Origin of the sequence: Microcystis sp. M079S1 (assembly GCF_020246425.1) — a bacterium.
Lineage (GTDB): Bacteria > Cyanobacteriota > Cyanobacteriia > Cyanobacteriales > Microcystaceae > Microcystis > Microcystis aeruginosa.
This window is the reverse complement of sequence record NZ_JADBSZ010000279.1, coordinates 1-19968: the sequence shown is the minus strand read 5'-3', so window position 1 is coordinate 19968 and position 19968 is coordinate 1. Positions and strand designations below refer to the sequence as shown.

Below are 19968 nucleotides of genomic sequence, written 5' to 3'. Positions count from 1 at the left end.
CGTGGGAATAATATCCCAGCCAGGAAATCGCTCTGTAGAAGAATCAGACCAGCCAGATGGCATATTATCAAAGCGCAAGTCCCTAAGAGGAAGGGGGCTCTCGAAGGCTCTCCCCCTACTTAGGGTGATCAGCAAACCTGAGCGATCGGAGGGCGCAGGTTCCTTGCGCCCCTACAGTAACGGATTTTGTCGAAAATGTAGGGGCGAACTGCGTTCGCCCAAAAGGTACATGATCAAAGCGCAAGTCCCTAACAACAATTTTTGATTTTTACCAGAGGTCTAGGACAAGGACAAAAAGCTGATCTTGATCGAGTTATAGCACTTGCAGATGTCTCATCATCATGTGTTAACAGCGAAATCTCCTCCGAGTTGCTATCAAATACCACTTTTAATTAAAAAAGTCAATAGATTAAATATTAATTTTTGTAAAGAAAAGTCTGAGCATTTGCTCAGAAAGCTCTTTACCATCTGTTACAAAATATGGCAAGATATTTATCGAATTGTGTCAAAACCCAGAGTAAATGCTCATTAGGGTGACATTTTCTGATACAAAACAGAAACATATATATCTAAATACCTTAAGCAAAGGGTGATCGTCATCTGATGACGAAAATCACTTCATACCAGACTCAGCAATCCTAAGGAGAACCATCATATATGTTCACTCACGTCAAGTCCACCATTCGTCACATAGTTCCCGACGCGTTGAATGGTCGATCGCTGGTCAAGGTGGTCTATGTCGTGCTAGAACCTCAGTACCAAAGTGCGCTGAGTAGTGCGGTCAGGGAAATCAACTCTAACAACCCAAAACTAGCGATCGAAATTAGTGGTTATTTAATCGAAGAACTGCGCGATGGGGAAAATTATCGCAATTTTCAGGAGGATGTAGCCAAAGCTAATATTTTCATTGCTTCTCTCATCTTTATCGAAGATTTAGCCGATAAAGTTGTGGCCGCTGTCAGTCCCCATCGGGATCAATTAGACGCAGCGATCGTCTTTCCCTCTATGCCCCAGGTAATGCGCTTAAATAAGTTAGGCAGCTTTTCTTTTGCACAATTGGGACAGTCTAAGAGTGTCATCGCTAACTTTATGAAAAAGCGCAGGGAAAACTCTGGCGCTGGTTTCCAAGACGCGATGTTAAAGTTATTGCGAACCTTACCGCAAGTCCTGAAATACCTCCCCATGGAAAAAGCTCAGGACGCACGTAACTTTATGTTAAGTTTCCAGTATTGGCTAGGAGGTTCCGCAGAAAATTTAGAGAACTTCCTGTTAATGTTGGCCGATAAGTACGTCTTCGATAACAAGGATGACAGTGTAGTTTACAAGGAACCGGTAGTTTATCCGGATCTGGGTATCTGGCATCCTTTATCCATGAAAATGTTCGAGGATGTCAAGGAATACTTCACTTGGTACAATAACCGCAGTGATATTCCCGATGACCTCAAAGACCCCTTAGCTCCCTGTGTTGGCTTAATTTTACAGAGAACTCACCTCGTTACTGGTGATGACGCTCATTATGTCGCTCTCGTGCAGGAATTCGAGTCTATGGGTGCGCGAGTCCTTCCCGTTTTTGCTGGGGGATTAGACTTTTCCAAACCCGTAGAAGAATACTTCTGGGATAAAAGCTTAAAAGGAGTGGAAGCGGTTGCCATCGTTGACACGGTAATTTCCCTGACGGGATTTGCTTTAGTGGGAGGTCCAGCGCGACAAGATCACCCGAAAGCGATAGAATCCTTAAAACGTCTCAATCGTCCCTATATGTGCGCGTTACCGCTAGTTTTCCAAACCACCCAGGAATGGGAAGAAAGCGATTTGGGGTTACACCCGATTCAAGTGGCGCTACAGATTGCTATTCCGGAATTAGACGGTGCGATCGAACCTATTATATTATCGGGCCGGGATGGGGCCACGGGTAAAGCGATCGCTTTACAGGATCGGGTAGAAGCGATCGCTCAACGGGCGCTAAAATGGGCTAACCTAAGAAAGAAACCGAAACTCAATAAAAAAGTCGCCATCACCGTCTTTAGTTTCCCCCCCGATAAAGGGAATGTGGGAACCGCAGCCTATCTAGATGTGTTCGGTTCTATCTACGAGGTGATGCAAGCGTTACAAAATAATGGTTATGACTTGCAGGACTTACCCGCATCTCCCCGAGAACTGATGGAAGCGGTAATCCATGATGCCACCGCACAATACCATAGTCCAGAGCTAAATATCGCCTATCGGATGTCCGTACCTGAATACGAACGCTTAACCCCCTATTCCGTCCGTTTAGAGGAAAATTGGGGACCACCACCGGGACACCTCAACAGTGATGGACAAAATCTATTAATCTACGGCAAAGAATTCGGTAATGTCTTTATTGGGGTTCAACCCACCTTCGGTTATGAAGGGGATCCCATGCGTCTGCTATTTTCTCGTTCTGCTAGTCCCCACCACGGTTTTGCAGCCTACTACACCTATCTCAATCAAGTCTGGAAAGCAGACGCGGTTCTTCATTTTGGCACCCACGGATCCCTAGAATTTATGCCGGGGAAACAGATGGGAATGTCTGGGGAATGCTACCCCGATAACCTCATCGGGATGATTCCCAACCTCTACTATTATGCCGCTAATAACCCCAGCGAAGCGACGATCGCTAAACGTCGCAGTTATGCGGAAACTATTTCCTATCTCACTCCCCCCGCAGAAAATGCCGGACTCTACAAAGGGTTAAAAGAACTAAGCGAGTTGATCGGTTCCTACCAAACCCTGAAAGATAGTGGGCGTGGGGTGCAAATTGTCAATACCATTGTCGATAAATGTTTATTAGTCAATCTCGACAAAGATATAAGTTTACCTGATGGTGATACCGCCCATCTCAGTCAAGAGGAACGGGATAATATTGTCGGTTCGGTCTATCGTAAACTGATGGAAATTGAATCGCGCTTGCTTCCCTGCGGACTTCACGTTATTGGGAAACCTCCCTCGGCGCTCGAAGCGGTGGCAACTTTGGTCAATATTGCCAGTTTAGACCGGGAAGAAGACGATTTACTCTCCTTACCCCGGATTATTGCCAACAGCATCGGCCGGGATCTAGAGGAAGTTTATCGCAATAGCGATCGAGGTGTGTTAGAGGATGTGGAATTACTGCAAAACATCACCCTAGCGACTCGCGCTGCCGTTGCAACTTTAGTCAAGTCCCAAACCGACGCAGAAGGTCGAGTATCGATGCTTTCTAAGCTGAATTTCTTGAATATAGGCAAGAAATCGCCTTGGATCGAAACTTTACAGGAGATGGGTTATCCAAAAGTTGATCCGGTCGCGTTAAAACCCCTGTTTGAATACCTAGAATTCTGTTTAGAACAGGTCTGTGCTGATAATGAATTAGGGGCCCTATTAAAAGCATTGGAAGGGGAATACGTTCTTCCCGGCCCTGGTGGCGACCCCATCCGTAACCCCGGAGTTTTACCAACGGGTAAAAATATCCACGCTTTAGACCCCCAGTCTATCCCGACCCTAGCGGCGGTAAAATCGGCTAAAATCGTGGTGGATCGTCTGTTAGAGCGGCAAAAACTGGATAATGGCGGTAAATATCCTGAAACCATCGCTTGTGTTCTCTGGGGAACTGATAATATCAAAACATACGGGGAATCCCTAGCACAAATTCTCTGGATGGTGGGGGTTCGTCCTGTTCCCGATGCTTTGGGACGGGTGAATAAACTGGAATTAATTCCCCTAGAGGAGTTAGGAAGACCGCGCATTGATGTGGTGGTCAACTGTTCTGGTGTCTTCCGGGATTTATTTATCAATCAGATGAACTTGCTTGACCAAGGCGTAAAAATGGCCGCAGAAGCAAATGAACCGATGGAGATGAATTATGTCCGCAAACACGCTATTGAACAAGCAAAAGAAATGGGTTTAACGGTTCGACAGGCAGCCACCCGCATCTTTTCTAATGCTTCTGGTTCCTATTCTTCTAATATCAATCTCGCGGTGGAAAATAGCAGTTGGGAAGATGAAAAAGAGTTACAGAATATGTATCTCAACCGCAAGGGTTTTGCTTTCGACTCTGATAATCCGGGGATGATGGCCGATAATCGTCAGTTGTTTGAAGCATCTTTAAAAACTGCGGAGGCAACTTTCCAAAACTTGGATTCTAGCGAGATTAGTTTAACCGATGTTTCCCACTATTTCGACTCGGATCCGACAAAAGTTGTCGCTAGTTTACGCGATGATGGCAAAAAACCGGCGGCCTATATTGCCGATACTACCACCGCTAACGCTCAGGTGCGTACTTTATCGGAAACCGTGCGCTTGGACACCCGCACCAAGTTACTCAATCCCAAATGGTACGAGGGAATGTTAAGTCACGGTTACGAAGGAGTCCGAGAATTATCGAAGCGTTTGGTTAATACCATGGGTTGGTCGGCAACTGCTGATGCGGTGGATAATTGGGTTTATGAGGATGTGAACACCACCTTTATTCAAGATGAGGAAATGTGTCAGCGTCTGATGAATCTCAATCCTAATTCTTTCCGCAAGATGGTGGGAACCCTGCTAGAAGTTAATGGTCGCGGTTACTGGGAAACTTCTCAAGAGAATTTAGACCGCTTACAGGAACTTTATCAAGAAGTGGAGGACCGTATCGAAGGAATCGAGTAGAATCTAAAGTAAGGTGGGCATTGCCCACCTTAATTATTTCAATGGGTAAACTCAGTAAATTAGTTGAAAAAATTCTCTCCTATCCTCCCGATGTTCGTTTCGAGGAAGTAAAATATCTTTTAGAAGCGTTCGGATATAGAGAAATTCGCTCTAGAGGTAGCCACCACGCTTTTGAAAATGATTCGGGAGACGTGATGATTATTCCGAAGAAGGGAGGAAATAAAGTTAAACGAACTTACCTTAGAGAGATTGTTAAAGTATTAGATTTGGAGAATTGGCAAGATGACAACCGATAAAGCACTGAAACGTCCACCTCTAGAATACTTTTTATCTCTTAAATATCCGATTTCAATTTATCCCGAAGAAGAAGGCGGATACACGGCACTAATTCCAGATTTACCCGGATGTATGAGTCAGGGGGAAACTTTAGAGGAAGTGATTATTAATATTGAAGAAGCGAGAGAATTATGGATAGAGACGGTTTATTTTAGTGGTAACAAAGAAATTCCCATGCCTTCTCAAAGATAACTCAAAAAATACCAGAGGGTTTCTGTCGGGTTTCGTCACCTCAACCCGACCTACGAATTTACTTTTTTGCCCACTAAAGTATCCCATCTCGATTGCTCCTAAAGAAGAATTGAGGGAGCTAGAAAGTTATGGATAGAGAAAGTTTATTTTAGTGGTAAAAAAGCAATTCCTTTACCTTCTCAAAGATAAATTTTCTCACTCTCGACTCACAGCGATCGCATCCTGCCGGAATTGAGGGATAACTTTCTCCGGTCCGCAAGCCGGAGGAGACAAAACTGGTTTATGCTAGAAAAAGTTGCTCTTAACGTAACTTTACAAAGTCATCGATCGCCCACATTTATGGATTGCATCATCAATCGTCGAGCGCGGTTTTCAGCCAGCCATCGCTATTATCTACCAGAATGGGACGAAGCCGAAAATCAAAGACTTTTTGGTCTTGGTAGCCGTTTTCCCGGTCATGGTCACAATTACGAATTATACGTCTCCCTATACAAAGAACTCAATCCTTATGGCATGGTGGAGAATCTCTCCACCGTAAAACAGGTAATTAAACGAGAGATAACCAGTCAATTAGACTACTCCTATCTCAATCAAGTCTGGCCGGAATTTCAGCAAACCCTACCCACCACAGAAAATATCGCCAGAGTTATCTGGCAAAGATTAGCACCCTATTTACCATTAGTCAAAATTCAACTATTTGAACACCCCGAATTGTGGGCAGAATATCAAGGAAAAGATATGGAAGCAACTTTAACCGTCAAAACCCATTTTAGTGCCGCTCATCGTTTGGCTTTACCGCAATTAACCCTGGAACAAAACTCGGAAATCTACGGCAAATGCGCCAGGGTAAACGGTCATGGCCATAATTATCACCTAGAAGTATCCGTGGCGGGAGAAATCGATCCCCGTACCGGTATGATTGTGGATCTAGGGGATTTACAAAAAGCGATCGATGAATTGGTAGTAGAACCCTTCGATCATACTTTTTTAAATAAGGATATTCCCTACTTTGCCGAAGTGGTTCCCACCGCGGAAAATATTGCCCTACATATCGCTCAACTATTAGGGGAACGGATCCGCCAATTAGGAGCCCAATTAGATAAAGTTAAACTGATTGAAAGTCCCAATAATTCTGCGGAAATCCACTGTCGTGGTTTGGTTCAAGCTCCCCGACAACTTCTAGAAAAAACCCTGACAGCCGTTTAATTGCCTGTTAGTTAAGGTGATTAGGGTGAGCATGGCTCACCCTGATGGATTTAATTAAACCCTAGTTAAACACTTCTCGCCATCCTCGCTTTCCTTTGCTTTGGCGTAAGGGAGAGGCTAAATCGACAATTTTCTCGAGCAGTTTCGGGGCCAATTTTTGACACCAAAGAGCTAGATGACTTTGCCAACCGACGACAATTTCCGTTTTGTCCCTATTTAACCCGGTAATTAGGGTTTGGGCGACTTCTTCGGCGCTCATCGGTTTTAACCATCGAAATAACTGCAATTCTCGCACCATATCCGTATCGGTTAAAGAGGGTAAGAGGGTGACAACTTTGATGTTGTGTTCCCGTAATTCCGACCTGAGAGCTTGACTAAAACCCAAAATGGCAAATTTGGTGGCCGAGTAGGTAGCAAAGCTAGGAGCGGCAATTTTACCCATCATGCTGGAAACATTGACAATCGTTCCCTGTCCCCGAATTGCCATCCGGCGGGCAATTAAGCGAGTAACCGTGTACAGGGCCATCAGATTTAAAGATATTTCTGCTTGCACTTGCGAAAATTGCGAGCGTAGAAAGGGGGTTTGATGGGCAATACCGGCACAGTTAACGAGGATATCGATGCCGCGGCATTCTTGCCAAACGCGGATAATTGAAGGACTAACAAGGTCATTTTCGGTTAAATCTAGGGCTAAAGGTGTGGCAATGACCCCTAGGGACTCAATTTCTTTGGCTAGTTTTTCTAATCGCTCTTGATCTCTGGCAACAATCACAATTCTGCTTAAACCTTGTCGGGCTAATTCTAAGGCGATCGCTCGTCCAATACCCCGGGATGCCCCCGTGACTAGGGCAGTTTTTCCCTGTAATTTCATGATCAAACTCCTGTTTTAAGCAACAGTACGGGAATTTATTGGTTTTGCTTCTGAAATCTTTGATTTGTGCATCTATACCCTACATAAGTAGCGAAGCAATCGAGGGATAGATGGATAGGTTAGGGTGCATGGGATTTTTCCTCCTTCAAAGCGCACTCTTGAACCCACGGTAACAGTTGTCTTTACAAACAGCAATCTTTTTTAACACTTTTTCCCCAAAATCACTCGATCGGATGAACGCTCAGGGTGATCCTCGATCGGATGGAAATAGTCCCAGGGGACTTGCAGATATAGGTAGGGTATGGTGAAAAAGTAGGGGCGAAGCATATCTCGGATAGGAAATCTACGGTTTCAGCGATAGGTTATGCCGAATGCTTCGCCCCTACAGGACTTGCTCCTCTCTCCTAATCCCCAACCCCAATGAATAACCCCCCCGATAGTCCATTCAATTACACAGAGGCTTTTATTGCCCTAGGAACGAGTGATTTCGAGCGCTCGGTACAGTTTTATCGTCAACTGTTGCAACAGGAACCAAACCCCTACCTTGCCGCCGTTTATGCGGAATTTAGGCTGATTAACCTTAAATTAGGTCTTTTTTGCCCTAAAGAGTCCCACAGAGACGAATTTAGCGATTCTAGGGGCAGTGGCATGAGCATTTGTTTCGAGGTGGAGAGTCTCGAAAAAGCCCTCGAGCATTGGAGCGAAATCGGCTATGGTGCTAGGGGAGAAATTAGCCAGGCTTCCCACGGTCCGGAAATCTACATCTATGATCCCGATGGTAATCGTTTAATTTTCCATCAATCCACCGCTAAAACCAATCCTTTCAGGTAGGAACCTTCCGAGTGATAGATACTGGTGGGATGGTCTGCCGGTTGGCTTAAACGTGCTAAAATTCGCACTGGGCGAGCCGATTCAATGGCTGCCGCCATGACAGCCCCCTGAAAATGTTCTTCGTTAACCACTTGGGAACAGGAAAAGGTGAAAATAATACCTTGCGGGCGAATTTTCTGGAAAGCTTGGTAATTTAATCTTTTATAAGCCATAACCGCCTGATGACGGGATTGGATACTTTTGGCAAAAGCGGGGGGATCGAGAACAATCAGATCGTAATCCTCCTGACAGTCGTGCAGGAAGTTAAAAACATCGGTGCTGTAGGATTGATGGGGAACTTCACCGAGATTATTCAGGGCGATATTTTTTTCGGTAAGATCGATCGCACCGTGGGAACTATCAACGGAATGGACTAGGGCAGCCCCCGCTTGCATAGCATAGACGGAAAAGCCACCAGAGTAACAAAAAGTATTTAAAACCCGTTTATTCTGGCAATATTGGGCTAATATTGCTCTATTTTCCCTTTGATCGAGGAAAAATCCTGTTTTTTGTCCCTTTTCCCAATCAACAATAAAGCGATGGCCGGATTCTAACACCTCATTGCCGTTTTTTTGACCAAATAAGTATTTATTCTCGGAGATATGGGCGCTTTTCGCCAAAACTGCGGCACTTTTATCGTAAACTGCCCGTAAATTGTCAGCGTAGATAGTTTTCAGGCAATCGACAATCAGATCGAGACGTTGGTATAAAGCTAGGGAATAAGCTTGAATAACCGCCGTGCCATTGTACCAATCGACGATTAAACTGGGTAAACCGTCTCCTTCAGCGTTAATTAAGCGATAACAGTTAGTTTTCGGGTTATCCACTAAACCGATTTGTTGCCGCAGCTGATAGGCATTCTGGAATTTTTCGAGAAATAATTGAGCAATATCGCTGACTTTTTGGAAAGAAAGAATTTTAACGGCAATATTGCTGGGATTATACAGTCCAGTGGCTAGATATTCGCCTCGATCGCTATAAACCTCTACGATAGCACCCTCTTTGACTCCTCCCTCCATCTCTTTAATCGCCCCGGAAAATATCCAAGGATGGAATCGTTTAACAGCATCAATTTTATGGTTTCTCAGGATAATTTTCGCTAAATCTGGCATGGATAAAGAATCAGGGTTGATAGCTGACGGCTACTAGATAATTCTATTATCCCCTGCCAGCAGCACAAAACCATGGTTTGTTATCCCTCGATCGAGTGGCATCAAAGCAAGTCCCAACAATCGAGGGATAATCAGAGGGAATTCTCGCCTATAATAAGTTAGATTTTAGCGATAGTCCCTCGACAAATGCCAAGAAAAAGTGATGCTGCCAGTGGTTTAAGTTTATGGTTTCAACGTTTGGGGGCTGCTGGTTTATTAGCGGGACAAACTTTTTTACATATTCTTAATGGCAAAATCCACCGGCGTAATACTCTTGAACAAATGAGTATTGTTGGGCCAGAATCCTTGACAATTGCCCTAATTACGGCTGCTTTTGTGGGTATGGTTTTCACTATTCAGGTAGCCAGAGAATTTATTTTTTTTGGGGCGGGTAGTTTTGTTGGGGGAGTCCTTTCCTTGGCTTTAACAAGAGAATTAGCCCCGGTTTTAACCGCGGTGGTGGTGGCGGGGAGAGTTGGCTCGGCTTTTGCCGCCGAAATTGGTACAATGCGAGTAACAGAACAAATTGACGCTTTATATATTTTAAAAACCGATCCGATCGATTATTTGGTCATTCCCCGGGTGATTGCCTGTAGTTTAATGTTACCCCTGCTCACTATTATCTCTTTAGTCACAGGGCTACTCGGTGGTTTATTTATTTCTGATAGTCTTTACGGCATTTCCTATTCCCTATTCTTACAATCAGCCCAAAATTTTCTGGAAACATGGGATTTAATTAGTTCTATGTTAAAGTCCCTAATTTTTGGGGTTTTAATTGCTATTATCGGTTGCAGTTGGGGTTTAACTACCACCGGCGGTGCTAAAGGAGTTGGTCAATCTACTACCACGGCTGTGGTAACTTCTTTATTAGCGATTTTTGTGGCTAATTTTTTCCTCTCTTGGCTGATGTTTCAAGGGACAGGTAATGCGGAGCTAGGCTAAGACAGTAATCAGTAATCAGTGATCAGTGCCAAGAAAACGGCAATTTTCTACTTAATACCGCTCACTAAGTAGGGAGGCACAATTATTTGTAGGATGGGTTAGCGGTAGCGTAACCCATGCGGGAGTTGGGTTTCATGCTTCAACCCAACCTACGTTCATCTTATATTTAATTCCACCCACCTACTTAAAAACTCAAATCTGATCACCGATTACTGATAATTGTCTATTCTCAAGATTAGGATTTGTTCAAGGGATTGAGAGTGAGACAAGTTTTAATTAATTCCTCCACTCCCAGGACTGGATAAATAGGGACTCCTAACTGATTAATAACAGTTTCTAGGGTGAGATCATCTAAAAATACCGATTCCCCATGCTTGAGCATGAGGGAGGGTAATAAAACCCCATCCCCAAGATTTTTACCTTGTAATCCTTTGAGAATATCTTGCCCGGTTAATAAACCCGTAACCGTGATTTCCTGCCCCCAATAATCACTATTTAAAGCCACTAATTCCACGGTTAAACCTCGCAGATTATTTAACTGTTTAACTAGGGGTTGAAAAGCTTGTTCTACCGCATTTCCCACTACCCATATTAACCGTCTAGAAGGATTAATTTGAGCAGGTAATAACTTCTTGGCTGTCTTCTGGAAATCCCTAAGAAATTGACGAATCGAGCCAACCCCGTTACCGATTTGGGGATAGTCTTCGTAGTGAGATTGAGGTGGTAAATCGACTCGGGCAATTAAAAACCATTCATCGGCTAACCACACCACATTACTGCCAAATTCTTGAAGAAATTGTTTCTGTAAAGTTTGGACTTGTTCGATGACTTCTCGCGCTTTTTCTTGGCTAACGGGAATTAATTCATCTTCTTGGGGACGAAAGCGGGTTAATCCCACGGGAACTACGGCAATCGACTCCACACAGGGAATATCTCCCCGATGAAAAGAAATCAGATCTAACAGGGTTCTTTCGAGATGAATTCCATCATTAATATTGGGACAAACTACCACTTGGGCATGAATTTGTAATTGTCTGGCTTGTAGCCATTTTAAATGGTCTAAAATTTGACCAGCGCGGGGATTTTTTAAGAGACGAACTCTCAGATCGGGTTCCGTGGCATGAACGGACACAAAAAGCGGTGATATGTGCATCTTTTCGATCCGCTGCCATTCTTTTGAGGTGAGATTAGTTAAGGTTAAATAACTGCCATAGAGAAAACTTAAGCGATAGTCATCATCTTTATAGTATAAAGTTTCTCTTTTGCCCTCTGGTTGTTGGTCGATAAAGCAAAAAGGACATTTATTATTGCACTGAATTAAGCCATCAAAGAGGGCAGTTTCAAACTCTAAACCTAAGTCTTCATGATAATCTTTTTCGATTTCTATCCGGTGAGTTTTGCCCTGACTATCAAGCACTTCTAGGTTTAAAAATTCATCGGCACATAAAAATTGATAATCGATTAAGTCCCGGGGACGATTACCATTGATAGAGACGAGCGCATCCCCAATTTCAAAACCCACCTCGGCGGCGATCGAATCCGGGATGACACCACTAATTTTAGCTGGACGAATAGTTAATTCACTCATATTTTTAGGTCGCCATCCAATTATTTAACTGCATTTCCCAGAGAGTCTTCGGCTGCGTTTTAATATTTGTCAAGTTAATTCTACAGCAGCTTAGGGCGATCGCTGTTAGGGATTGGGGAAAAAACCAAAAAGTTTCGCAGCCCCTCCTAAAATGGCCACAACCAGAGCGATGAGAATCCCCCGATTGGTAAATTCCTGATAGGCGACTATTGCAGTTAACCCTTTAATTTCTGTGGTTAGTCGCTCATCTAAGGCTTTAATCTCCCCTTTGAGTTCGACTTGTCCTATTTCCACTTTGGTCAACCTTTCTTCTATCTTATCAAATCTCTTATCTACCTTGTCAAATCTCTCATCGATCCGTTTTTCCAGAGAGTCGATTTTCCCCTCAATCCTTGTCAGAACTGCTTCTAGGGAATAAGTGACGGTTTCGTTAGCCATTTTCTGTCTCCTTGATCTCTTCTGGATTCACCATCGTGATCTCAATATCAGTATCGCTGATTTTTGCCTCCAAGTTTCAGAAGAAGGAAGAAGGAAGAAGTTGACCACCAACACCGTTCAAGCTTGCCTAATAAACTAATTAATTTATCCCTAATTTCTTCCATAAGTCTTTTATAGGAAGACTGTTTGTTTGAAGAAAAATGTGAGAAATAAGTTCTAGCAATTTACCAAAACCTTGATAAAAAGAATCGGGATCATTTTTCACTTCCATGGCTCTTGATAAAACTGTTTGAACTGATTCGTTAGTTTCGTCTTGAGAACATCTTTGTAGGATAATTAATAAACGTTCGGCTGGATTATGAATCGGTAGAGGAGATGATTCCATAAATTTTATCAAAGGCTAGATTGGTGATGTATAGAACAATAGTATTGTAAATTATCATTGTCTATTTTTACAGTAAGTTTGAGAGCCTATTTATAAAAAAATGTTAATTAGTCAAGTAGGGTGCGTTAGGCAATCCCTTGTTCCCAGGGAAAAAATCAAGAGCTAAATATTGCCGTAACGCACCACAAAGAAAGGTTTTTGGTGCGTTAGCGTAGCGTAACGGACCCTACTGGACTGTTTCAGCTAATTTGGTGTATTAGAAAAATGCTATAAATTCTATAATCTAAGACTTTAAGCCGAAATCTCTTGCCCTATTTTAGTTGAAACAGTCCACTACTTTTATAAGCCGCTATGACGGAGGAGAGGTTCGGTACTGGGTTCGCGACCGCGGAAAGCTTTAAAAACATTCATAGGATGGGAACTTCCCCCCATAGCTAAGACAGTATCGCGAAAACGGCGACCGATCGCTTTCACTGCTTCTTCGTTATCTAATCCCACTTCCTCGAAAGCGGCAAAAGCATCGGCGCTGAGGACTTCTGCCCATTTATAACTATAGTAACCCGCCGCATAACCGCCGGCGAAAATATGCCCAAAAGAACACAAGAAAGCATCTTCCGGTAGGGGAGGAATTATCGTCGTCGTCGCCGCTAAACGCTGTCTAACTTGTTTAGGAGTTTCGCCGCCATTGGGTTGATAACGATGGTGTAATTCCAAATCTACTAAAGACAAATGTAGCTGACGCAGCATGGCCGAACCGCTCATATAGTTCTTAGCTAGAAGCAGTTTTTGGTAGTAATGTTCGGGGAGAGTTGCGCCGGTTTGGTAGTGTTTGGCCATACTCATTAAAGTAGGGCGATCATAACACCAATTTTCCATAAATTGACTGGGCAATTCCACCGCGTCCCACTCAACGTTATTAATACCCGCTGCGCCGGAATAGTCCACAGTGGTTAACATATGCTGTAAACCGTGGCCAAATTCGTGAAATAGGGTAGTTACCTCCTCAAAGGTCATTAAACTGGGGTTTCCGTCCACTGGAGGCGTTTGATTGCAGATTAAATAAGCCACAGGTAAACGCACCTCGGCACCGGTTTTGGCGCGACCGATACAGACATCCATCCAAGCGCCGCCGCGTTTTTCGGCGGGACGACTGTAGGCATCGAGGTAGAAATAGGCGATTTTTTCGCCCTTTTCGTCGTTAATCTGGAAATAACGCACATCAGGATGCCAGATAGGTGCTTTACCGTCGGCGGCGATAATTTCTACCCCAAAAATCCGTTTAGCGAGGCTAAATATGCCTTCTAAAACCCGTGGTAGGGGGAAATAGGGGCGTAATTCCTCGGCACTAAAGTTAAACTTGGCCTGACGCTGTTTTTCTGACCAATAGGCTATATCCCAATGCTTGAGATCGTCGGTTCCCGCAAAAGTTTTTAAGGCCTCTAAATCCTGTTTTGCCGCTTCATAGCTTACTTGGCGCAAATTGTCAAGCAATTTCTCGATTTCATCCACAGAATTGGCCATTTTGCGGGCAAGACTGACCTCGGCGTAGGTACTATAACCTAGTAGATGGGCTTGTTCCTGACGAAGTTGCAAAATGCGATCGATTAAGGGATTATTATCCAATTCTCCCAGATCAGCCCGACTAACGTAGGCTTTATAGAGTTTTTCCCGCAATTCCCGATTATCGCTGTACTTCATAAAGGGGAAATAACTGGGAAAATCGAGGGTAATCACCCAGGGGCCAGTTTCGTTGCTGGCGTTAGTTTCTCCTTGGGTGCGGGCGGTTTGGGCGGCTAAACTGAGGAGACTAGGGGGTAAACCGGCGATATCTTCTGGGGTTGTTAGTTTCAGTTGAAAAGCTTTGGTGGCATCGAGGAGGTTATTAGAAAATTTCGTGGTGATTTCCGCTAATTCCAGTTGAATCGCGTTAAATCTGTCTTTTTTCTCCCCTACCAATCCTACCCCAGCCAATTGGGCATCCCGCAGGGAAGCTTCGACAATGCGCTGTTGTGCCTCGTCTAATTGCCCCCAGCTTTCCCCTTGACGCAGGGACAAAAATGCCTCATAAATGGGTTTACTTTGGCTTAAACGGCTAATAAACTCGACTACCTGTGGTTGTACGGTTTCGTAAGCTTGACGCAATTCCGGGCTATTTTTTACCCCCATCAGATGACCGATAATCCCCCAACTCCAGCTTAAACGTTCTTCGATCCGGGTGAGGGGTTCGACCAATTTTTCCCAGGTGGGGATAATCTGCGCTTCTAAATCGGTTAATTCTCTGGCCAGTTCCTGCAAAAGTTGCGTCATGCCAGGGACAATCAGGCCGGGTTGGATTTGGTCAAAAGCCGGTAATCCTTGACCGGCAAGCAGCGGGTTACTGGTGTTCGTCATAATTGTTGGTCTGGAAGGGTTGGTAATCTGTATCTTTTACCACCCTAACCTAAATCCCTGACCATCTATCTGGGCGATCGATTGCCGGAGCTTTTTCAGTGGGGTGTGGGGTGTGGGGTGTGGGGTGTGGGGAAGTGGGAAGAATAAATAAAATAATCTCCTGACTCCTGTCTCCTGACTCCTGACTCCTGACTCCTAACCCAATGTGGTCCAAAGATAAGCAAAAATTATTTATTGACTGCAAAAACTTGAGAATATTTAAATTAACATTCCGCAATATTTACAAATTCTTAAAAATTAATTGAGAAAGATTTTTATTTAACAACGATGTTACAAGGGTTACAGCGATTTGATAGAATTTCACAGTGGGTTATTCTGTGCTTTTTTGGGCAGCAATGGTTGAAACCCTTGCCACACCTAGAAGGTGATCCTAATTAAGACGGGTAAATCAGTCAATTTCACCAGCAACGATGATCTTTTTTTTGTGTAGTTTTATTGCAAAAAAAAAGTTTTTTTGACAAAAAGCACAAAGTATGATAGTACCCAACGTATTTCTGGCTGCGAGTAATTATTGTAGAGGGGGAGAAAGGAGAAGGGAGAGGGGAGAATAAATAAAAATAATCTCCCTACCCCACACCCTGTCCCTAGGAAAAACTTCTTCAGCAAACCCTAGTTAGGGTTTGCGGCAAAAAGTACGGGCGAAGCATTCGGTTAGAAAATCTCCAGTTTCACCGATAGGTTATTGCCCGAATGCTTCGCCCCTACAGGACGCGGGCCGATGAAGACGCAAGGTTTTGAACGACGATTCTCTCAAAATCTTGCACCTGTTTCGCGAGAAAAGCCACAAAACTCTTACCTTGCCTACATTTCACATTTATTCAGCAAACCCTAGTTAAGGCCTGCTCGATTCTCTGACTATCGAGGGAGCGGCCGATAAAGACCAAGCGAGTTTGCCGCATTTCCGTGGATTGCCAGGGTCGGTCGAAGAAAGAATCAAAGCGATCGCCGACTCCCTGTAACACCATACGCATCGGTTTATTGGCCACGTTAACAAATCCCTTGACCCGATAGATTTCTTCTCGGGCCACCAATTCTTTGAGCCGTTGGGTCAAAATTCGGGCATCTACGGGAGAATCGAGGCAAAACTGCACAGAATTGATCTCCTCATCGTGATCGTGTTCTTCCTCGTGATCATGATGACTAGGACGACTAGCTAAATTATCCTCGACGGCGGCATTAAATCCCAATAGCACATCGGGGCTAATTTGTCCATCGGCACAAGTAACTATTTTTACCGTTGATCGCAGTTGTGTTTTCAGCCAATTAATAATTTTTTCTAATTCAATTTCGCTGATTAGATCGGTTTTAGTTAAGAGTACCAGGTCAGCGCAGGCTAACTGATCCTCAAATAACTCCTCAATGGGCGTTTCGTGTTCTAAATTGGGGTCTGCTTGCCTTTGTGCTGTTAAAGCGTCCAAATCCGCCACCAGACGACCCCTAGCGACAGCAAAACCATCCACCACGGTGATTACTCCGTCCACCGTCGCACCGTTGCGGATTTCTGGCCAGCGAAAAGCTTGAACCAGAGGTTTAGGTAAAGCTAACCCCGAAGTTTCGATCAGCATACAATCCAACTGTTGCCGTCGCTCCAGCAATTTCTGCATGGTGGGGAGAAATTCTTCCTGTACTGTACAGCAAAGACAACCGTTGGTCAGTTCCACAATATTATCGTTGGGGTTGTCGTCGCAGGTCTGACAACTTTTCAACAAATCACCATCAATTCCCACTTCTCCGAATTCATTGACCATAACGGCCACCCGTCGGCCTTGATTATTTTGCAGTAGATGACGGATGAGGGTAGTTTTTCCCGCACCCAGAAAACCCGTGATCACAGTAACTGGAATTTTGTGCATAGATAGAGCGATCGATCATGTTTCTAGATCAATCTATCAGACTCTCGGTCTAGGGTTGAGGGTTTCAGCGCTAATTCTTTAGGATTGCCCCACCAATTGCCGGACTGTCACAAACTAGCTGAAATTTTCCTAGTTAGTCGTTATTCTGGTAAAAGTTTCAGCCGGCTAAAATAATCGCTGAAGAACTTTTGTGGGAGTGGATCATGTTACAACGTCTTTTTTTAGCCTTTACCCTCGCTTTTCCTCTTTATTTAAGCATTGCTATTCAACAAACTTCTCCTCTAGCTGATAGAGTAAATCGGCCTTCTTCTCGCGGAATCAATAAAATTGAGCAGACGGTAAAAGCTATCCAAAAGCAGTTAAAACAAGAGCATTCGGTTCAATTAGATTAATAAATTTGGTGAAAAAGAGGATATCTAAAACGGGTGCATCTCATTTTTGTAAATCTACTAATTTGGGATTTTTAAGGGGAAACTTTCTCCTAAAATTGGGCGTTACTTTCGGTTTTATCACTCAACCCTAGGGTTGAGTGATAGTAGGGTTGATTCATGAATCAACCCTACCCAAACCCCCCGTTGGGGACCAAACCCCGGAGCGCATTAGTTTTTCGGTGGGATGCTTACACGCGATTGTTCATATTTTTGTACTAATTTAAGAGTCACTGATAATTGCTAATTGTCGGTATTTCTGCAAATGTGGGATGCACTCGCTAAAACTCCTTTCTTTCACTTTTTACTTGACAAATGACCGGCTATTTGCTGCGGTGGCCGGTATTCGGGAACTAAATCTTGTAGGGACTTAACTAAGCCCTGACGGTCATTAACTTGAATATAATTAAGCAGTTGCTCTAATTTGATTTGCAATTTGTCCCAAGCAAGAAAGTGTTCATGAGCGCAAAAAATCTTTGGGTGAGAGGTGGGAAGAGCTTTATCGGTATCGATCAATAATTCTTCGTAGAGTTTTTCCCCCGGTCTTAATCCTGTGATTTCAATATCGATATCTTGTCCTAATTCCAAGCCACTTAAACGAATCATCTGTAGGGCCAAATCGTAAATTCTTACCGGTTCACCCATATCTAACAGGAATACCTCACCCCCTCGGGCCATGGCTCCTGCTTGTATAACCAAACGCACCGCCTCTGGAATAGACATAAAATAGCGAATAATATCGCGATGGGTGAGGGTAATATTCTTACGTTGGGCGATTTGTTCCCGGAAACGCGGCACCACGGAACCGCTACTATCGAGAACATTGCCAAAGCGGACGATAGCGCAACAGGTGGAAGTGTCGGGTAAAGCGGCCAAAGCTTGTATAACTAACTCAGCACAGCGTTTACTGGCCCCCATAATGTTAGTCGGTCTGACGGCCTTATCGGTGGAAATGAGAACTAAATTACTAACTGAATTCTCGATCGCGGTCTGAGCGACATTTAAACTCCCCCAAACATTAGTGTAAATCCCTTGACTAGCATTGGCTTCCACAAGGGGAACGTGCTTATAGGCGGCCGTGTGATAAATTGTCTCAATCTGGTGTTGTTGGATGACTCGGGCCAGATGATTGCGGTCGAGAACATTGCCTAGATAGGCATACTTGCGTAAATCGGCATAATTTTCACTTAAATCGAGATCGATTTTGTAGAGGGAAAACTCGTTTAATTCGTAGATTACCAAGCATTTTGGCTTGAGGAAGGCGATTTGTCGGCATAATTCCGAACCGATGGAACCGCCACCCCCGGTGACTAACACCGCTTTACCCGTGACATTTTTTCCCAAAAGTTCGGGATGGGGTAGAATTTCTTCCCGTCCTAATAATTCCGAGACATCGACACTGCGAATCTGATTGATGGCCGCTTCTCCCGATAAAATTTTTGAGAGGGGAGGGACGGTTTTAATGACGATGGGTAAAGTTTCTAGACTTTCGATGATTTGCCGCTTTTTGGCCTTGGCTACATTCGGAATAGCGAGAACAACCCAGTCAAAGGCCCGTTTTTGGTGCAGTAGTGTCAATTGAGAGGGGGAATAAACCCTAATGCCTTGGATCACTCGCTGCTGCAAATCGGGATTATCATCAACAAAGGCCAATAAACGATAGTGGGGGTCATTTTGTAGGGAACGTGCTAATTGACAACCCACAACCCCCGCACCATAGATAACAATTGTCGGTTCCCTATCCACACTACTGACGTAAATATTAAGACGGTGAAAGATAGAACGAATCAACAATCTCACCCCGATAACCAATACTAGGGTTAACAATGCGTCGATAATCAGGACTGAACGCGGCAAAAAGGCATCCCTTTGAAAGTAGGCCAGACTGATTAAAACCCCTGAACTATAGAGAACCGCTTGCAGTACGGACGAAAGAAACTCTAATCCTGTATAACGTACTACGGGACGGTAAATACCTTTGAGATAGAAAACTAGAGTTTTAATGGCAATTAAGCCCAATATTTCCCCTAAAAAAGGTCTAATTTGCTGATATTCGAGGCTAAGATTAAACCTGAGAGAGAAGGCTAGATAGATGGTTAGACTAAAAATAAGGCAATCGGTGACAATTAAAAGAGATCGCTTCGATGACCTAGATAGGGAATTAGCTAATTTAAGGATTTTGTTGGCCAGTTTTCTATACATTATCCAATTGATTAATTAATTTTAGATAAAATGATGTGTTTGGCTCTCCCCGACTTGGTGTGATAATCAGTGTTTATCGTTTCTAGTAGTCTTGCTAGGTAAGGCTTTGAAGACTATATTTCTGTCAAGTTATCCCTATTCTTCTTCCCTCCACACAGAAACGAGAAGAGCCAATATTTCTTGATAACAGTAGAGCTGCCGAGCTGCCCGTCTTTCGGCAAATGATATCACCCAAATCCAACTATGTCAAGTGGCGGTATTTGTCAAGACTTTTGGCTCTTCGGTTTGTCTTATGCAACGTACAGGGTTACAAGGAATAAAACTCTTATAGAGAAAGACATTTGGCGATTTTTGTTAATTGTTTTCGATCTAGAGCGAACTAATCAATTAAGTCTCTTGCCGGATAAGGAT

The 19968-nt window shown here is 43.8% G+C and carries 15 protein-coding genes; 7 read left to right on the top strand and 8 right to left on the bottom strand.

The genetic code is table 11. The features are described from left to right. Positions 1-657 precede the first annotated feature (657 nt). The 4 genes from IM456_RS18285 to IM456_RS18270 all read left to right on the top strand — a co-directional run bounded on the left by IM456_RS18285 (position 658) and on the right by IM456_RS18270 (position 6378). Positions 658-4644, top strand: a complete 3987-nt coding sequence (locus IM456_RS18285; RefSeq protein WP_287693289.1) for a magnesium chelatase subunit H — start codon at positions 658-660, stop codon at positions 4642-4644. Positions 4645-4685: 41 nt separating this feature from the next. Further along, a complete protein-coding gene (locus IM456_RS18280) occupies positions 4686-4940 on the top strand; it encodes a type II toxin-antitoxin system HicA family toxin (protein WP_045362753.1) in 255 nt (84 codons plus the stop codon). Further along, positions 4927-5172: a type II toxin-antitoxin system HicB family antitoxin gene (locus tag IM456_RS18275; RefSeq protein WP_149987858.1), complete on the top strand. Its 246-nt coding sequence runs from the start codon at positions 4927-4929 to the stop codon at positions 5170-5172. Before IM456_RS18280 ends, IM456_RS18275 begins: the two co-directional genes overlap by 14 nt. A 339-nt stretch (positions 5173-5511) precedes the next feature. Further along, complete coding sequence (locus IM456_RS18270; RefSeq protein ID WP_287693294.1) at positions 5512-6378, top strand: 6-pyruvoyl trahydropterin synthase family protein; 867 nt, start codon at positions 5512-5514, stop codon at positions 6376-6378. 61 nt (positions 6379-6439) lie between these two features. On the opposite strand, the gene IM456_RS18265 is transcribed toward IM456_RS18270, so the two are convergent. After that, entirely contained in the window at positions 6440-7249 is an 810-nt protein-coding gene (locus tag IM456_RS18265) for an SDR family NAD(P)-dependent oxidoreductase (protein ID WP_002758498.1), read from the bottom strand. Positions 7250-7669: 420 nt separating this feature from the next. On the opposite strand from IM456_RS18265, the gene IM456_RS18260 reads away from it, so the two are divergent. Next, positions 7670-8080, top strand: coding sequence for a VOC family protein (locus tag IM456_RS18260; RefSeq protein ID WP_287693290.1), 411 nt, complete (start codon positions 7670-7672; stop codon positions 8078-8080). Here the strand turns inward: IM456_RS18260 and IM456_RS18255 are convergent. Then, positions 8047-9231, bottom strand: a complete 1185-nt coding sequence (locus tag IM456_RS18255; RefSeq protein ID WP_149987855.1) for a class I SAM-dependent rRNA methyltransferase — start codon at positions 9229-9231, stop codon at positions 8047-8049. The genes IM456_RS18260 and IM456_RS18255 overlap by 34 nt on opposite strands. A gap of 186 nt (positions 9232-9417) precedes the next feature. Here IM456_RS18255 and IM456_RS18250 point away from each other — a divergent pair, with 186 nt between their 5' ends. Continuing rightward, the gene (locus IM456_RS18250; RefSeq protein ID WP_287693291.1) at positions 9418-10212 is read left to right on the top strand and encodes an MlaE family lipid ABC transporter permease subunit; all 795 of its coding nucleotides are present in this window, start codon (positions 9418-9420) and stop codon (positions 10210-10212) included. Between the two features lie 235 nt (positions 10213-10447). Here the strand turns inward: IM456_RS18250 and IM456_RS18245 are convergent, their stop codons facing one another. The 5 genes from IM456_RS18245 to cobW form a co-directional block, all read right to left on the bottom strand. Then, entirely contained in the window at positions 10448-11800 is a 1353-nt protein-coding gene (locus IM456_RS18245) for a TIGR03279 family radical SAM protein (RefSeq protein ID WP_287693292.1), read from the bottom strand. Between the two features lie 105 nt (positions 11801-11905). Next, entirely contained in the window at positions 11906-12238 is a 333-nt protein-coding gene (locus IM456_RS18240; RefSeq protein WP_149987852.1) for a DUF4164 family protein, read from the bottom strand. A 139-nt stretch (positions 12239-12377) separates the two neighbouring features. Then, positions 12378-12623, bottom strand: a complete 246-nt coding sequence (locus IM456_RS18235) for a hypothetical protein (protein ID WP_253881369.1) — start codon at positions 12621-12623, stop codon at positions 12378-12380. Positions 12624-12962: 339 nt separating this feature from the next. Further along, positions 12963-15014 carry a M3 family metallopeptidase gene (locus tag IM456_RS18230; protein WP_149987850.1) on the bottom strand — a complete coding sequence of 684 codons (2052 nt, stop codon included), beginning with the start codon at positions 15012-15014 and terminating at the stop codon, positions 12963-12965. Between the two features lie 878 nt (positions 15015-15892). Beyond that, the gene (gene cobW, locus IM456_RS18225) at positions 15893-16927 is read right to left on the bottom strand and encodes a cobalamin biosynthesis protein CobW (protein WP_149987849.1); all 1035 of its coding nucleotides are present in this window, start codon (positions 16925-16927) and stop codon (positions 15893-15895) included. Positions 16928-17130: 203 nt separating this feature from the next. Between cobW and IM456_RS18220 the strand changes: the two genes are divergently transcribed. Beyond that, on the top strand, positions 17131-17319 hold the full coding sequence (locus IM456_RS18220) for a hypothetical protein (protein ID WP_079205920.1): 189 nt from the start codon (positions 17131-17133) through the stop codon (positions 17317-17319). Positions 17320-17652: 333 nt separating this feature from the next. Here IM456_RS18220 and IM456_RS18215 read toward each other — a convergent pair whose 3' ends face one another. After that, positions 17653-19557, bottom strand: coding sequence for a polysaccharide biosynthesis protein (locus IM456_RS18215; protein ID WP_287693293.1), 1905 nt, complete (start codon positions 19555-19557; stop codon positions 17653-17655). Positions 19558-19968 lie beyond the last annotated feature (411 nt).

Excerpts from the sequence above, each read along its gene's own strand:
- IM456_RS18265 (WP_002758498.1), bottom strand. The coding sequence starts at position 7,249 with ATGAAATTACAGGGAAAAACTGCCCTAGTCACGGGGGCATCCCGGGGT.
- IM456_RS18275 (WP_149987858.1), top strand. The coding sequence starts at position 4,927 with ATGACAACCGATAAAGCACTGAAACGTCCACCTCTAGAATACTTTTTA.
- IM456_RS18220 (WP_079205920.1), top strand. The coding sequence starts at position 17,131 with ATGTTACAACGTCTTTTTTTAGCCTTTACCCTCGCTTTTCCTCTTTAT.
- cobW (WP_149987849.1), bottom strand. The coding sequence starts at position 16,927 with ATGCACAAAATTCCAGTTACTGTGATCACGGGTTTTCTGGGTGCGGGA.
- IM456_RS18235 (WP_253881369.1), bottom strand. The coding sequence starts at position 12,623 with ATGGAATCATCTCCTCTACCGATTCATAATCCAGCCGAACGTTTATTA.
- IM456_RS18270 (WP_287693294.1), top strand. The coding sequence starts at position 5,512 with ATGGATTGCATCATCAATCGTCGAGCGCGGTTTTCAGCCAGCCATCGC.
- IM456_RS18255 (WP_149987855.1), bottom strand. The coding sequence starts at position 9,231 with ATGCCAGATTTAGCGAAAATTATCCTGAGAAACCATAAAATTGATGCT.
- IM456_RS18250 (WP_287693291.1), top strand. The coding sequence starts at position 9,418 with ATGCCAAGAAAAAGTGATGCTGCCAGTGGTTTAAGTTTATGGTTTCAA.
- IM456_RS18280 (WP_045362753.1), top strand. The coding sequence starts at position 4,686 with ATGGGTAAACTCAGTAAATTAGTTGAAAAAATTCTCTCCTATCCTCCC.
- IM456_RS18230 (WP_149987850.1), bottom strand. The coding sequence starts at position 15,014 with ATGACGAACACCAGTAACCCGCTGCTTGCCGGTCAAGGATTACCGGCT.
- IM456_RS18245 (WP_287693292.1), bottom strand. The coding sequence starts at position 11,800 with ATGAGTGAATTAACTATTCGTCCAGCTAAAATTAGTGGTGTCATCCCG.
- IM456_RS18240 (WP_149987852.1), bottom strand. The coding sequence starts at position 12,238 with ATGGCTAACGAAACCGTCACTTATTCCCTAGAAGCAGTTCTGACAAGG.
- IM456_RS18285 (WP_287693289.1), top strand. The coding sequence starts at position 658 with ATGTTCACTCACGTCAAGTCCACCATTCGTCACATAGTTCCCGACGCG.
- IM456_RS18260 (WP_287693290.1), top strand. The coding sequence starts at position 7,670 with ATGAATAACCCCCCCGATAGTCCATTCAATTACACAGAGGCTTTTATT.
- IM456_RS18215 (WP_287693293.1), bottom strand. The coding sequence starts at position 19,557 with ATGTATAGAAAACTGGCCAACAAAATCCTTAAATTAGCTAATTCCCTA.